At 72.0% G+C, this 15522-nt stretch carries 6 protein-coding genes; 5 read left to right on the plus strand and 1 reads right to left on the minus strand.

The window, feature by feature from the left end:
• Positions 1-234 precede the first annotated feature (234 nt).
• Positions 235-1578: a crotonyl-CoA carboxylase/reductase gene (ccrA, locus tag IO33_RS0129715; protein WP_031170596.1), complete on the minus strand. Its 1344-nt coding sequence runs from the start codon at positions 1576-1578 to the stop codon at positions 235-237.
• Positions 1579-2267: 689 nt separating this feature from the next.
• On the opposite strand from ccrA, the gene IO33_RS0129720 reads away from it, so the two are divergent.
• The 5 genes from IO33_RS0129720 (at position 2268) to IO33_RS0129740 (ending at position 15518) form a co-directional block, all read left to right on the plus strand.
• Positions 2268-2945 (plus strand): hypothetical protein, encoded by a 678-nt coding sequence (locus IO33_RS0129720; RefSeq protein ID WP_031170598.1) that lies wholly within the window; start codon positions 2268-2270, stop codon positions 2943-2945.
• Positions 2946-3490: 545 nt separating this feature from the next.
• Complete coding sequence (locus IO33_RS0129725; protein ID WP_051927048.1) at positions 3491-12805, plus strand: non-ribosomal peptide synthetase; 9315 nt, start codon at positions 3491-3493, stop codon at positions 12803-12805.
• A gap of 96 nt (positions 12806-12901) precedes the next feature.
• Positions 12902-14092, plus strand: a complete 1191-nt coding sequence (locus IO33_RS0129730; RefSeq protein WP_031170602.1) for a cytochrome P450 — start codon at positions 12902-12904, stop codon at positions 14090-14092.
• Positions 14089-14322: an MbtH family protein gene (locus IO33_RS0129735; RefSeq protein WP_425347983.1), complete on the plus strand. Its 234-nt coding sequence runs from the start codon at positions 14089-14091 to the stop codon at positions 14320-14322. Before IO33_RS0129730 ends, IO33_RS0129735 begins: the two co-directional genes overlap by 4 nt.
• Positions 14319-15518, plus strand: coding sequence for an MFS transporter (locus tag IO33_RS0129740; RefSeq protein WP_031170606.1), 1200 nt, complete (start codon positions 14319-14321; stop codon positions 15516-15518). The genes IO33_RS0129735 and IO33_RS0129740 overlap by 4 nt, the downstream gene beginning before the upstream one ends.
• Positions 15519-15522: the final 4 nt, after the last annotated feature.

Raw genomic sequence — 15522 nt, forward strand, 5'->3', positions numbered from 1 at the left:
TGTGCCGCGCCCGGCGAAGAGGCCGTAGGGCGGCCGGGAGAATCAGAGAACCTGATGCGAAAGAGGCGGTCGGGAAAACGTCGGCCGGTAGGTCGCCGACCGGAACTCCCGGTGGAATCCCGCCATTTACCGTCAGCATCCAACAGTTGCCGCCGGACCGTCAAGAAACAGCCGGTGCAGGGAAGTTGACGGTGTCTCGGGCCGCGGCGGCGTCGTTTTCGCGGCCGGATCCGTTCAGGTGCCCGCCGGCCGGGCGCGGAACCGGTTGATCGCCGGCTCGTGCCGGGCCCGCAGCTCGGGGTCGCTGACCCCGAGCCCTTCCCCGGGGGCCAGGCACAGCACCCCGACCTTGCCCTGGTGCAGGTTGTGGTGCACGTCGTGCACGGCCTGGGCGGTGCCCTCCAGCGGCACCACCTGCGACAGCGTGGGATGCACATGCCCCTTGGCGATGAGCCGGTTGGCCTCCCACGCCTCCCGGTAGTTCGCGAAGTGCGTGCCGATGATCCGCTTGAGGTTCATCCACAGATACCGGTTGTCATAGGCGTGCTCGTATCCCGAGGTGGACGCGCAGGTCACGATGGTGCCGCCGCGGCGGGCCACGTACACGCTCGCGCCGAACGTCTCCCGGCCCGGGTGCTCGAAGACGATGTCCGGGTCGTCGCCGCCGGTCAGTTCCCTGATCCGGGCGCCGAACCGCCGCCACTCACGCGGGTCCTGGGTCTGCTCGTCCTTCCAGAACCGGTAGCCCTCGGCGCTGCGGTCGATCACCAGCTCCGCGCCCATCCGCCGGCACACCTGCGCCTTGTGCGCACTGGAGACCACACACACCGGTGTCGCCCCTCCGTTGAGTGCCAGCTGCACGGCGTAGGAGCCCAGTCCGCCGGTGGCGCCCCAGATCAGCACGGTGTCGCCCTGCTTGAGGCGGGCGCCGGCCGGGGACACCAGCTGCCGGTAGGCGGTGGAGTTCACCAGCCCCGAGGCGGCCGCCTCCTCCCAGGTGAGGTGACGCGGCTTGGGCATCAGCTGGTTGGCCTTGACCAGCGCCAGCTCGGCCAGCCCGCCGAAGTTCGTCTCGAACCCCCAGATCCGCTGCTGCGGGTCGAGCATGGTGTCGGCATGCCCGTCGGGGTGGTCCAGCTCCACGGACAGGCAGTGCGCGACCACCTCGTCCCCGGGGCGCCAGGACGCCACCCCCTCGCCGCAGCGCAGCACCACACCGGACAGGTCCGAGCCCAGCACGTGGTAGGGCAGGTCGTGCCGGGCCGCCTGCGGCGAGGTGCGGCCGTAGCGGGACAGGAAGCCGAACGTCGGCACCGGCTCGAAGATCGACGACCACACCGTGTTGTGGTTGATCCCGCTCGCCATCACCGCCACCAGCACCTCGCCCGCGGCCGGTTCGGGGGTGGCCACCTCCTCCAGGTGCAGCGAGCGGCGCGGGTCCTTGTCGCGGCCCGCCAGCCCCTCGAACATCGTCGTCTCCTCGGCGTGCAGGACCACCCCTCGGTAGAACTCGGGCACCGGCAGGTGGCCCACCTCGTCGAGTTCGCCCGCGAGGACCGCGTCGAGAATCTTTTGCATTGTCTCCGGACCTCTTTCCGGCTCAGTCTGCAAAACAGGACGCGAGAGGTTCGCGTTTCCTGCGGGGAGAAACGTGAGGGAGCCATGTCGGGATGTCCGCTCCGCCGTCACCTGCCGAATTGCCGAGGCAAGCGCGGGATGCATGCTGGCACCCGGACCATGGCCGAGTCCAGTGGCCAGGGGTTCGCGCACGGTGTGCCGAAACGCGTGCGGTCACGGGTGCTCGCCCGGGATGTTCAACTGGCCGATACGAGCAGTTGAACGCCCCCCGGCGGCTTTCGCAAAACCCGCCGGCCCCCGGCGTTCACGGCGCCGGAAATCCCGGCCGGACGCCGGCCCGCACGCCGCGTCCGCCCCGCCGCCCCGCCGGTCCCGCGCGCGAGTGTTCAACTGCGCGATCCGCGCAGTTGAACACCTCCGGTAAAGCGGCGGGCGGGCATTTCTCCAGCGTGCAGGAGTTCGTAGGGGATATCCCTGGTATCCGTGTAGGGGATACCCCTGATGCCGGAGGGTCCTCGTCCGGTTACGGTGTGCCAGGTGGGCTGAACAGGGGATCTCCGGGTCGCCTTGCATCGGCCGTCCGTTCAGGAAAAAAGCACCGTGCACCCGGATTTGACCGCCCGGGTGACGAGACCGAGGAGGAATCAGTGACCGACAGGGGTGCCAAGGATTTCGTGGAGGGGGCGAATATGCGCACCACATCCGCCGGCTGGACCGCCGGGCGCATCGCCGCCGTCGTGGTCGGTGCGATGTTGTCCCTCGTGGCGCTGACGCTCGTCGGTGCGGGCGGCACCGCTGTGTACATGGCCTCCCACGACGGCGGCTACATCGATCTGGGCACCGGCCGCTACGCGCACCGCACCGACACCTACGCCATGACCACCGACAGCTGGCGCGCCGACAAGCAGATGGCCGGCCTGACCGACGACCTCCGGATCACCTTCAAGCCGGACAACCCCTCCGACCCGGTGTTCGTCGGCCTCGCCGACGAGGGGAAGCTGCGTCAGTACCTGAACGGCGTCCAGCACGTGACCATCCACGACTCCAGCGGCAAGGGCGACACCGAGAGCAAGCACCCCGGTGGCACGCCCGGCACACCGCCCGCCAAGGCCGGCGTATGGGTCGCCCAGGCCAGCGGGCGGGGTGCGCAGACGCTGAACTGGTCGGTGAAGTCGGGCGACGTCGCGGCGGTCGTCATGAAGGCCGACGGATCGCGCGGCCAGGCCGGCCATGTGACCGTGGCGGCGAAGATCGCCTGGCTGCCCTGGATCGGCGCCGCCTCGCTGGTCGCCGGCCTGCTCGTGCTGGCCGGCTCGGTGCTGCTGATCGTGCGGCCCCTGCGCCGGGCACGGGGGCGCACCGCCTGACCCGAGAGCGCGGACAGCGGACGGCGCAGGCACGGATCTTCCGTGCCTGCGCCGTCCGCTGTCCGCGCCCGCCACCCTCCACAAGGAACGTTCACCCTCCCCAACTCCGCGTTCACCGCAGGAAGTTGATTCACCGCGCCCGGCAGGGCGACCATCCCCTGACGCAGCTCGACCACATCCCGCGCACGACGCGTGGCCGGCCGGCGGACGCGGTGGCGAACATGGACACAGCGATCACCGGTGGGTAGACAAGCACGTGAAGCTCCGGGCGGAAGGCTGATCGTGGCCCCACACCCTGGCGGCTCCATCCCTTCTCAGGCACTCGCCCCCACCAGCCCCCGGCGCACCGACCGAGTCGAACAGGTCGCGACGCGGCCGGATCCGCTGCTCGCGGCCCCCCACACGCCGCGCACGCAACGGCCCGACGCCGCGGGTGCCGCCGCGGCGCCGGGCGCCCCACCGACGCCGGCACCGCGACCCGCCAGGGCGACAGCACAGGTGCGGGAACTCCTCGCCGCCGAGACCAACGATCAGGAGACTGGCGCATGACCGACATCGACCTGACCAGCCTCACGCCGGAGCAGAAGCGCGCGCTGCTGGCAGAGCGGTTGCGGCGCGGCAACGGCCACCGGCCACCGGCACGCGAACGGCGCTTCGCCGCATCGTTCCCCCAGCAGCGCATGTGGTTCCTCGACCAGCTCAACCCGGGCAGCGCCGCCTACAACATCCCGGCGGCGGTACGCGTGCACGGCCCGCTCGACGTGGAGCTCTGGCGCCGCAGCCTCGCCGAGATCGTCCGCAGGCACGAGTCGCTGCGCACCACGTTCGAGGAGGCCGACGGCGAGCCCGTGCAGGTCGTGCACGAGAGCGGCGAGCTGGAACTGACCGTCGAGGAGTGCGAGCACCTGCGCGGCCCCGAAGGCGAGGAAGGCGTCAAGGCACTGGCGCGCCGGGAGTTCGCCCGCCCCTTCGACCTGGGCACCGGGCCGCTCATGCGGATGAAGTTCCTGCGCCTGGCCGCCGACGAACACATCCTGCTGCTCACCATGCACCACATCGTCGCCGACCTGTGGTCGACCTCCGTGCTGTTCGGCGAGCTGGTCGCCCTGTACCAGGGCGCGGTCAGCGGCACCGGCGCCGAACTGCCGAAGCTTTCCGTCCAGTACGCCGACTACGCCGCCTGGCAGCGCAAGCAGCTGGCGGGACCGGGCTTCACGACCGAACTGGAGTACTGGAAGACGACCCTCGAGGGCGCCGCACCCATCCTCGAACTGCCCACCGACCGGCCACGGCCCGCGGTGCTCGGCACGGCCGGCGCGTCCCGGCCCTTCCACCTGCCCGCCTCGGTGATGAGCGGCGTGCGCGAGCTGAGCCGGCGCACCGGCACCACCGCGTTCATGACCCTGCTCGCCGCCTACGTCGCGCTGCTGCACCGCTACAGCCGCCAGGAGGACGTCGTCGTCGGCGTGCCGGTGGCCAACCGCGGCCAGTCCCAGGTCGAACACCTCATCGGCTACTTCGTCAACACGCTCGCCATCCGCAACGACGCCTCCGGCAACCCGACGTTCACCGAGCTCCTCGGCCGGGTACGCGGCGCGGCCCTCGGCGCCTTCGCCCACCAGGAAGTACCCTTCGAACGGCTGGTGGAGGAGCTGCGCCCGGAGCGCGACCTGTCCCGCTCGCCCATCTTCCAGGTGTCCTTCGTCTACCAGAACATCCCGGTGCCCGAGTTCGGCGCCGGCGGGCTGCGCCTGGAGCTGATGGACGTGGAGAGCTCCACCGCACGCTTCGACCTCGAACTGCAGGTGTTCGAGCAGGGCGAGGAGCTCAGCGGCTGGTTCGAGTACAACACCGAGCTGTTCGACGCGGCCACCATCGACCGCATGAGCGGCCACCTCAAGGTGCTCCTGGACAACGTGCTCGCCGACCCGGACCAGCCCATCCTGGACGTCGCGCTGCTGACCGAGGACGAGCAGCGCGCCCAGCACCAGGAACGGGCGGACACCCGCCACGAATGGCCCGACCAGCTGCTCACCCACCAGCGCATCGAGCAGCAGGCGGCGCTGCGACCCGACGCCGAGGCCGTGTACTGCCAGGGCCGCACCCTCACCTACGGCCAGCTCGACGCGGCCGCCAACCAGCTGGCCCGCAGGCTGCGCGGCCTCGGCGTCGGACGCGATGTGATGGTCGGGGTCTGCCTGGAACGCTCGCTCGACATGGTCGTCGCCGTCCTGGCCGTCCTGAAGGCGGCGGGCGCCTACGTGCCCCTCGACCCGAAACTGCCCAAGGACCGCATGGCGTTCATGATCGAGGACGCCGAACTGCCCGTCCTGATCACCCAGAGCTCGGTGCTGCCCAGCCTGCCGCACTCCGCCGCCACCACACTCTGCGTGGACGAGCTGCGCGAGGAACTCGCCGCCGAGTCCGCCGAGGCCCTCGACGCGCCCGTCGAGAGCCAGGACCTCGCCTACGTGATCTACACGTCCGGATCGACCGGACGCCCCAAGGGCGTCCAACTGCCCCACCGGGCCCTGCGCAACCTGTTCTGGGCGATGAAGCAGTGGCCCGGCATCGACGCCGACGACAGCCTCCTCGCCGTCACCACCCTGTCGTTCGACATCGCCACCCTGGAGCTGCTGCTGCCGCTCGTCGAGGGCGCCCGCGTGGTGCTCGCCACCCGCGAGGTGGCCACCGACGGCACCCTGCTGGCCCAGGAGATGGCCACCACCGGCGCGACCATGATGCAGGCGACCCCCTCCACCTGGCGGATGCTGCTCGACGCCGGCTGGCCCGGCCGCCCGGGACTGCGCGGACTGATATGCGGCGAGGCACTGCCCCCCGACCTGGCCCGCCGCCTGCTGGCCAAGGGCGTGGACCTGTGGAACATGTACGGCCCCAGCGAGACCACCATCTACTCCCTGGGCACCCGCATCGTGGACGACACGATCACCATCGGCCGGCCGATCGCCAACACCGAGGTGCACATCCTCGACCCCGAGGGCCGACCGGTCCCGCCCGGCGTCCCCGGTGAACTGTGCATCGGCGGCAGCGGACTGGCCCGCGGCTACATCAACCGGCCACAGCTGACGGCACAGCAGTTCATCGCCAACCCCTTCGACTCCGACCTCACCGACCGCCTGTACCGCACCGGCGACCTCGTACGGCGCCGGGCGGACGGCACCGTCGACTACCTCGGCAGACTCGACCACCAGGTCAAGCTGCGCGGCTACCGGATCGAACTCGGCGAGATCGAGTCGGTGCTGATGCGCCAGGAACAGGTCAAGGACACGGTCGTCGTGGTTCGCGAGGACCAGCCGGGCGACCAGCGGCTGGTCGCCTACGTGGTGCCCGGCCCGGCCCTCGGCGCGAGCGACGAACTGCGCCGCCACCTGCGCACGGCACTGGCCGAGAAACTCCCCGACTACATGGTCCCGTCCGCGTTCGTCTTCCTCGACGCACTGCCGCTGACCCCCAGCGGCAAGACCGACCGCGGCCGGCTGCCCGCGCCCGAAGGACAGGAGACCCGCACGGCGGCGGCGTACGCCGCACCCCGCAACGCCGAGGAAGAAGCCCTGTGCGAGGTGTTCGCCCAGGTGCTCGGCGTCCCCCAGGTGGGCATCGACGACAGCTTCTTCGCCCTGGGCGGGCACTCGCTGCTCGCCACCCGCCTGGTGGCCAGGATCCGCGGCGCACTCGGCGTCGAGCTGCCGGTGCGCGCCCTGTTCGAGAAGCAGACCGTGGCCGAACTGGCCGAACTGCTGCGCCAGGACGCGGGCCACGCACGGCCCGCACTCGGCCCCATGACCCGGCCCGACCCGCTGCCGCTGTCCTTCGCCCAGCGCCGGCTGTGGTTCCTGCACCAGATGGAAGGCCCCTCACCCACCTACAACCTGCCCGTGGTGCTGCGCCTGAGCGGAGCACTGGACGTCGACTGCCTGCGGGCCGCCCTCGCCGACGTCGTCGCCCGCCACGAGGCGCTGCGGACCGTCTTCCCGGACACCGGCGCGGTCGCCTGCCAGCAGATCCTCGACCCCCACCAGGCACGCCCCGCGCTGGCGGTGCGCGAGGTCGACGAGGCCGGCCTGGAGGAAGCGGTGACGGCCGCCGTCCGGTACTCCTTCGACCTGACCCGGGAGATCCCGCTGCACGCGGAGCTGTTCTCCCTCGGCGACGACGTGCACGTGCTGGCCGTCGTCGTCCACCACATCGCCGCGGACGGCTGGTCGCTGGCACCGCTGCGGCTCGACCTGGCCACCGCCTACCGGGCACGGCTGGCCGGCCACGCACCCACCTGGACACCGCTGCCCGCGCAGTACGCCGACTACGCGCTGTGGCAGCGGGACTACCTCGGCGACCAGGACGACCCCGACAGCACCTGGTCACGTCAACTGCACTACTGGCGCGGCGCGCTGGAGGGCCTGCCCGAACGGATCGCCCTGCCCGTCGACCGCCCGCACCCGGCCGAGGCCTCCCACGACGGGGACACCCTCACCTTCCAGTGGGACGCCCACCTGCACGAGGGCCTGGCCCGGCTGGCCCGCACCTGCGACGTCAGCATGTTCATGGTCCTCGACGCGGCACTGGCCGTACTGCTCAGCCGCCTGGGCGCCGGCCCCGACATCCCCATCGGCGTGGCGAGCGCGGGACGCGACGACCAGGCCACCGAGAACCTGATCGGCTTCTTCGCCAACACCCTCGTGCTGCGCACACAGGTCTCGGACCGCCAGACGTTCAGGGAACTGCTCGCCGCGGTACGCGAACGCACCCTGGACGCCCTCGCCCACCGCGACATCCCCTTCGAGTCCCTCGTGGACAGCCTGCGGCCCACCCGCTCGATGTCCCACCACCCGCTCGTCCAGGTCATGCTGTCCTGGCAGAGCGTCACCGACGAGGCCCTGGACCTGCCCGGCATCGAGGCGGCACCGGTGGTGCGCAGCACCGGCACGGCACGCATGGACCTGGTCCTGCTGGCACACGAGCACCTCGCCGGCGACGGCACACCGGGCGGCATCGACGGCGGCATCGAGTACAACGCCGACGTCTTCGACCCGGAGACGGTCCGCACCATGCTGCGCAGGCTGCGCCAGGTGGTACTGGCGATGATCACCGACCCGGACCAGCCGATCGGCGACGTCGACCTGCTCACCCCGGCCGAGCGGCACCGCGTGCTCACCCAGTGGAACGGCACCGCCGGCGAGCAGCCCACGGCCGGCCTGCCCGAACTGTTCCGGGCACAGGCGGCCCGCACCCCCGACGCCGTCGCGGTCAGCTGCGGCGACGAGCGGCTGACCTACCGCGAGCTCTGCACGCTCACCGACCGGCTCGCCGCCCGGCTGCGCGCCCGGGGGATCGGCGCCGACGGCGCCGAGGACGCGGTGTGCCTGCTGATGGAACGCTCCGTGCGGGTGCCCGTGGCGATCCTGGCCGTCCTCAAGGCCGGCGGCGTGTATGTGCCGCTGGACCCCCGCTACCCCGCCTCCCGCATGCGGCTGATCATGGCCGAGACCGGGGCGAGCGTTCTCCTCGTGGACGGCGAGCACCTGCAGCACCCCCACGCCGACGCGGTGGACGTGCTCGACGTCGCCGCCGAACTGGCCGCCGCCCCCCACGCGGCGGACGTCACCGGCCCGCCGCCCGCGGGCGGCCCCGACCGGATGGCGTACATCATGTTCACCTCCGGCTCCACCGGACGCCCCAAGGGCGTGGCGGTCACCCACCGCAACATCGCGAGCCTCGCCGCCGACCACGTGTGGCGCGGCGGCAACCACAGCCGCGTACTCATGCACGCCCCCACCGCGTTCGACGCCTCCACCTACGAGCTGTGGGTACCGCTGCTCAACGGCGGCGAAGTGGTCCTCGCACCGCCCGGAGAGCTCGACCCGGACGCCCTGGTACGCACCATCCGCGAACGCCACGTCACCTCGGCCTTCTTCACGGCCGCACTCTTCAACCTGCTCATCGAACGCGACCCCGGCGCCCTGGCCCAGATGCGCGAGGTGCTGGCCGGCGGCGAGGCGCTCTCGCCCCCCGTGGTCGCCAAGGCACTCACCGCCTGGCCGCAGACCGTGCTCACCAACGGCTACGGCCCCACGGAGACCACGACGTTCGCCGTGCTGCACAGCACCCGCGAGGTGCCCGAGGGCACCGTGCCGATCGGCACGCCGATGGACGACACCCGCGCCTACATCCTCGACGAGCGGCTGCGACCGGTCCCGGTCGGCGTCCCCGGAGAGCTCTACCTCGCCGGATCGGGCCTGGCCCGCGGCTACTTCGCACAACCCGGCCTGACCGCCCAGCGCTTCGTCAGCTGCCCCTACGGCACCCCGGGCGAACGCATGTACCGCACCGGTGACCTGGCGCGCTGGCGCACGGACGGACGGATCGACTACCTCGGCCGCACCGACGACCAGGTCAAGATCCGCGGCTTCCGCATCGAACCGGGCGAGATCGAGAACACCCTCGCCGCGCACCCCGCCGTGGCGAACGCCGCCGTGGTGGTGCACGACAAGCCCTCCGGCGGCAAGGACCTCGTCGGCTACGCCGTGCTCGCCGACGGCGCCGGCGCCGAGCCCGCCGAACTGCGCTCGTTCGTGGCCGAGCGGCTGCCGCAGTACATGGTGCCCGTGGCCGTGATGGTCCTCGACGCGTTCCCGATGACCGGCAACGGCAAGCTCGACCGCCGTGCGCTGCCCGCACCGGACCTGGGCGCCAACACCGTGTCCCGGGCCGCGCACACACCGGTCGAACAGACCCTGTGCACCGTGTTCGCCGAGGTGCTCGGGCTGGCGGAGGTCGGCGCCGAGGCCGGCTTCTTCGACCTGGGCGGAGACAGCATCCAGGCCACCCAGCTGGTCGCCCAGTCCCGCACGGCCGGCCTGGTGTTCACCGTCCGCGACGTGTTCACCCACCAGACGGTGGCGGGCATCGCCCAGGTGGCGCGGCTGGCCGACGAGGACGCCGCGGCCCGCGTCACGGACATCGGCACCGGCCCCATCCCCCCGCTGCCCGTCCTGGAACGCCAACGGCAGCTGGGCGGCTCGACGGCCGGCTTCGACCTGTCCGCGACCGTCGGTCTGCCCCCCGGCATCGACGAGGCCCGGCTGCTCACCACGCTCCAGGCGGTCGTCGACCAGCACGACGCCCTGCGCACACGGCTGGTGACCGCCCCCGACGGACAGTGGTCACTGCACGCGGACGAGCCCGGCACCCTACGGATCGCGGACGTCCTGCGCCGCGTGGACACCAGCGCCCTGTCCGAGACGGACACCCGGGAACGGATCGCCCAGGAGACGGCCGCGGCCAAGCGGCGCCTGGACCCGGCCACCGGCGCGATGCTCCAGCCGGTCTGGTTCGACGCCGGCCCCACCCGCCCGGGCCGGCTGCTGCTCGCCGTGCACCACTTCGCCGTCGACGGCGTCTCCTGGCGGATCCTGCTGTCCGACCTGGCCGTCGCCTGGGACGCGGTGGCCGCGGGACGCGAACCCCTCCTCGCACCGGTGACGACGTCGCTGCGCGGCTGGGCCCAGCGCGTGGCCACCGGCGAGGGCATCACAGGCCACCGCGCCGAGCTGCCGGTGTGGCAGGACGTCCTGCGCGACGCCGAACCGCTGCTGGCCGGGCAACTGGACCCGCAACGCGACGTCACCGGCACCGAGGGACGCCTGTCGCTGACCCTGCCCGCCCAGGACACCGCACCGCTGGTCGCACAGGTCCCCGCGGTGTTCCGCCGCGGCATCCAGGACGTGCTGCTGACCGCCTTCGCCCTCGCCGTCGGACGCTGGCGCGCCCGCCGCGGCCACCACGGCACCCCGCTGGTGCTGGACGTGGAGAGCCACGGCAGGCACGAACACCTGGTCGACGGCGCCGACCTGTCCCGCACCGTGGGCTGGTTCACCAGCGTCCACCCCGTCCGCCTCGACTGCGCCACACTGCCCTGGCACGAGGTGACGGCGGCGGGCACCGAGCTCGCGGCCGCCCTCGCGCACACCGGCACACAACTGCGCGCGCTGCCCGACAACGGCCTCGGCTACGGACTGCTGCGCTACCTGGACCCGCAGAGCGCGCCGCTGCTCGCCGCGCTGCCCGCCCCACAGGTGCTGTTCAACTACCTCGGCCGGGTGCCCGTCACCGACGAGGAGACGCCCTGGCTGCCGCTGCGCGACGACCACGCGCCCACCCCCACCGGTGTCCGCCCGCTGTCCCACCCGCTCGAAGTCAACGCCGTCACCCAGGACGGACCCGACGGCCCGCAACTGGTGGCCCACCTCAGCTGGGCGAGCTCGCTGCTCACCGAGGACGAGGTCCACGAGATCGTCACCGCCTGGTTCGACGCGCTGCGCGCCCTCGCCCGCTGCGCCGACGCCGTCGAGCAGGGCACCGTCACACCGGCCCGCGACGCCGACCCGCACGCCGCCGCCGCCGTCGGCGCGGCCGACCTGCTGCACGCCCCCATCCCCAAGGCCGACCGCAGCGACGGCACCGGCCTGTCCTTCGGACAGCTGGAGTTCCTGCTCCAGCCGGTCGGCCCCAACCACGCGCACCACGCCGTCATCACCGCCTTCCGCCTGCACGGGAAGCTCGACACCATCGCCCTGCGCCGCTCCCTGGACGACCTGGTGCGCCGCCACGACATCCTGCGCACCCGCTACGTCCAACGCGGCTCGGCGACCGTGCAGTTCGCCGACGGCCGCCCCCAGTGGCCGCTGCAGACGGCCGACCTGCGCGCCCACCACGGCCAGGACCAGCACGAACGGCTGCGCGACCTGCTCACCCGCCAGACCCAGCAGCCCTTCCGCATCGAGGACGGCAACCTGGTCCGCGCCCTGCTCGTACAGCTCGCCGACCAGGAACACGCGCTGGTCCTCGTCGCCCACCACATCCTGGTGGACCACTGGGGCTTCCTCGTGGTCTTCGACGAACTGTCGACGCTGTACGCGGCCCACGCGGCCGGCCGCCGGCCACAGCTGCCCGAGGTGCGCGTCCAGCACCTGGACTACGCCGCCTGGGAGCAGGGGATGCTGGCCGGCGGCGCCCTCGACGAGCACGTCGAGCACTGGCGCACCGAGCTCGACGGCGCCGCACGCGTCCTCGACTTCGAGGCGCCCGAGCACCAACTCGACGACTTCATCGAGGGCTTCAGCCACAGCGTCGTGGTCGACGCCGAGGTCATGGCGGCGGTGAAGGAAGCCGCCCGCCGCGAGGGCGTCACCCTGTTCATGATGCTGATGGCGGCGTTCCACGTACTGCTGCACAGCTACTCGGGCGCCACCGACATCGCCGTCAGCCACCCGCTGGCCGGCCGCGAACGGCCCGAGACCAAGACGATGGTCGGCCCGTTCATCAACATCATCCTCAACCGGTCGCGGATGGCGGACGACCCCACCTTCCACGAACTGCTCCAGCGGGTCCTGCAGGGCGAACTCGACGCCTACTCGCACCAGAACGTGCCGGTGCGCGCGCTCGTGCACGACGGCGTCGTCGGGGACGGCAACCAGCTGCCCCTGCGCGTGATGCTCAACCTGCTCGGCGTGCCCAGCAGGACGCTGACCCTGGACGGGCTCCAGGTGGCACCGCTGGGCGTGCAGGTCGGCGACGTGACCCCGCTCCCGGAACTGATCACCGCCATCGAACCGCACAACCTCGACCTCTACCTGGTCGCCCGCGACGTCGAGGGCGAGCTGCACGGCCTGTGGGTGTACTCACCCCACTACATCGCGCCGCCTGTCATGGGCGCACTCGTCCGCCAGTGGCCGCGCCTGCTCGAACTCGTCGCCCACCACCCCCAGCTGAGGATCTCCCAGCTGCGGACCCGGCTGCTGGCCGAAACACCGCACGACACCGACACCGGACACGACCACTGACACACCCCCGGCCGGCCGGACCCCGCTCCGACCGGCCGGCCCCATCCCACCCCCGGAACAGCCGTTGCACCCGACCGACGGCGGAATGCAGAAAAAATGACTGAAACCATCCATGCCGTCACCAACGGGCTGCCGACCCTCAGGGAACGGCCCCTCGACCCGCCCCAGGTGCTGCGCACCCAGGGCCCGATCGGCCGGATGACCTTCCCCGACGGATACCAGGGCTGGCTCGTCACCGGCTACGAACAGGGCCGGCAGATCCTGTCCGACAAACGGTTCAGCTCGGCCGCCTCGCACAAGCACCTGGCATTCCCCTCCGACCGCCCCTCCGATCTCGAGGCGGACATCCCCGGCCTGTTCGAGCACATGGACCCCCCGGACCACACCCGCTTCCGGCGGCGTCTGGCCGGCCAGTTCACCCTGCGCCGGATGCGCCTGCTCGCCTCCCGGATCGAGGAGATCACCGCGCAGTACGCCGACGCGATGCTGCACAAGGGCCCGCCCGCCGACCTGGTCGCCGACTACGCGGTGCCGGTCTCCTCCCAGGTGATCTGCGAACTGCTCGGCGTGCCGGTCGCCGACCGGGACCGGTTCGTGGGCGACTCGGAGAACCTGCTGCGCCTGGACATCGACCCGCAAAAGGCGCAGGCCGCACTGAAGGACCTCGTCGACCTCACCGGCGAACTGCTCCTGCGCAAGCAGGCCGAACCGGCCGACGACGTACTGAGCGTGCTGGTGGCGGGGGACGACATCACCCTGGAGGAGTCCATCGGCGCCACCCTGCTGCTCCTGGTCGCCGGGCACGAGACCACCGCGAACATGCTCTCCCTGGGCACCTACGCACTGCTGACCAACCCCGACCAGATGGACCTGCTGCGCGCGGACGAATCACTCGTCGAGAGCGCGGTCGAGGAACTGCTGCGCTACCTCACCGTCGTCCACGTCGGCGTGCAGCGCACCCCCACCGAGGACGTCGAGATCGACGGGGTGAGGCTGCGCAAGGGGGAGACGGTCCTGGTCCACCTCCCCACCGCCAACCGCGACCCCCGGCAGTTCACCGACCCCGACCGCCTCGACGTCACCCGAGGCGGCCACAGCCACCTCACCTTCAGCCACGGCATCCACCAGTGCCTGGGACAGCAGCTGGCCCGCCTGGAACTGCGCATCGGCTACACGGCACTGCTGCGGCGCTTTTCGAACCTGCGCATCGCCGCACACCCCCACGACATCCCGATGCGCTCCGACATGACCGTCTACGGCGTCCACCGGCTGCCGGTGACGTGGTGAGCGCCGGCAGCGACAAGGAGAGCACGATGGCCCACCCCTTCGACGACCCCGACGGCGTCTACCAGGTCCTGGTCAACGCCGAACAGCAGCACAGCCTGTGGCCCCGCCACATCCCCGTACCCGCGGGCTGGACACCGGTGTTCGGCCCGGACACACGCGAGGCCTGCGTCGACCACATCGACTCCCACTGGAGCGACATGCGCCCGGCCTCGGCACGGGCGACCCGGTGACGACCGCGACGGCGGTGCGCCCGCCCCTGCACAGCCGGCAGTTCCGCCAAGTCGTCGCCGCGGAGTTCACCTCCTCCGTCGGCACCCAGATGACCACCCTGGCACTGCCCTGGTTCGTCCTGATGACCAGCGGCTCACCGGCACGCATGGGCCTGGTGTTCCTCATCCAGATCCTGCCGGTGCCCCTGCTGAGCATGCCCGCCGGACTGCTCGTGGCCCGCTGGGGCGCCCGCCGCGTCACCATCGCCGGCGACCTGTGCAGCGCGGCGCTCACCGCGGCCGTGCCCACGCTGTACCTCGCGGACACGCTGCCGTTCTGGGCGCTCGCGGCGATCGTGGCCCTGGTCGGCTGCGTCGCCTCGGCCTACCTGTCCGCGCAGCGCCTGCTGCTGACCGAGACCATCGGCTTGGACGAAGGGGTCGTCACCGCGGGCAACGCCCTGTTCGAGACCGCCACCTCGACCGCGCGCCTGGTCGGCCCGGCGATCGCCGGCTTCCTGATCGCCCAGCTCGGCGCGCTCAACGTGCTGTGGATCGACGCCGCCTCCTTCGCGGTGTCGGCCGCCCTGCTGACCGGGCTGCCCCGCCACGCGCCGGCCCCCGCCCAGTCCTCGGCGCACCACATGGCCGACGGCGTGCGCCACCTGTTCAAGGACCCGGTGCTGCGCACCATGTCCCTGGCCGCGCTCGGCTACGGCACCCTCATGCCCGTCGTGATGCTCGCACTGCCCGTCATGGCCCAGAGCCGCTACCACGCCGACCCCCATGTGGCCGGCTGGCTGCTGGCCGCGTGGGGCGGCGGCACCGCGCTGGGCACCGTCGTGGTCGCCCGGCTCGCCCGCCGCATCCCACCCGTGCGGCTCGCCGCGGCGGGCGGCGCGGGCGCGGCGGCCGTGCTGTGGCTGCTGCCCTGGAACCAGCCGGTCACGACACTGGCGCTGACCGTCGCGGCCAGCTGCATGTTCCTGCCCGCGGTGACCGCGCCCGCCGTCGCACTGATGATGCTGCGCCCGCCACCCCACCTGCGCCCGCACGTGGTCCCGGTGTTCGGCGCCGCCGTGTTCGTGGCGAGCCCGATCGCCTACGGCGTGGGAGGGGTGCTGTTCGAGCACCTGAGCGTGGGCACCGTACTCACCGCGGTCGCCGCGGGGGCCAGCCTGTGCGCGCTGCTGCTGCTGAGCCTGGTGCGCCGCTGATTCA

It is taken from the genome of Streptomyces durhamensis (assembly GCF_000725475.1).
Classification (GTDB): domain Bacteria; phylum Actinomycetota; class Actinomycetes; order Streptomycetales; family Streptomycetaceae; genus Streptomyces; species Streptomyces filipinensis.

Coding starts and splice junctions, on each gene's coding strand:
- IO33_RS0129720 (WP_031170598.1), top strand. CDS start 2,268: ATGCGCACCACATCCGCCGGCTGGACCGCCGGGCGCATCGCCGCCGTC.
- ccrA (WP_031170596.1), bottom strand. CDS start 1,578: ATGCAAAAGATTCTCGACGCGGTCCTCGCGGGCGAACTCGACGAGGTG.
- IO33_RS0129725 (WP_051927048.1), top strand. CDS start 3,491: ATGACCGACATCGACCTGACCAGCCTCACGCCGGAGCAGAAGCGCGCG.
- IO33_RS0129730 (WP_031170602.1), top strand. CDS start 12,902: ATGACTGAAACCATCCATGCCGTCACCAACGGGCTGCCGACCCTCAGG.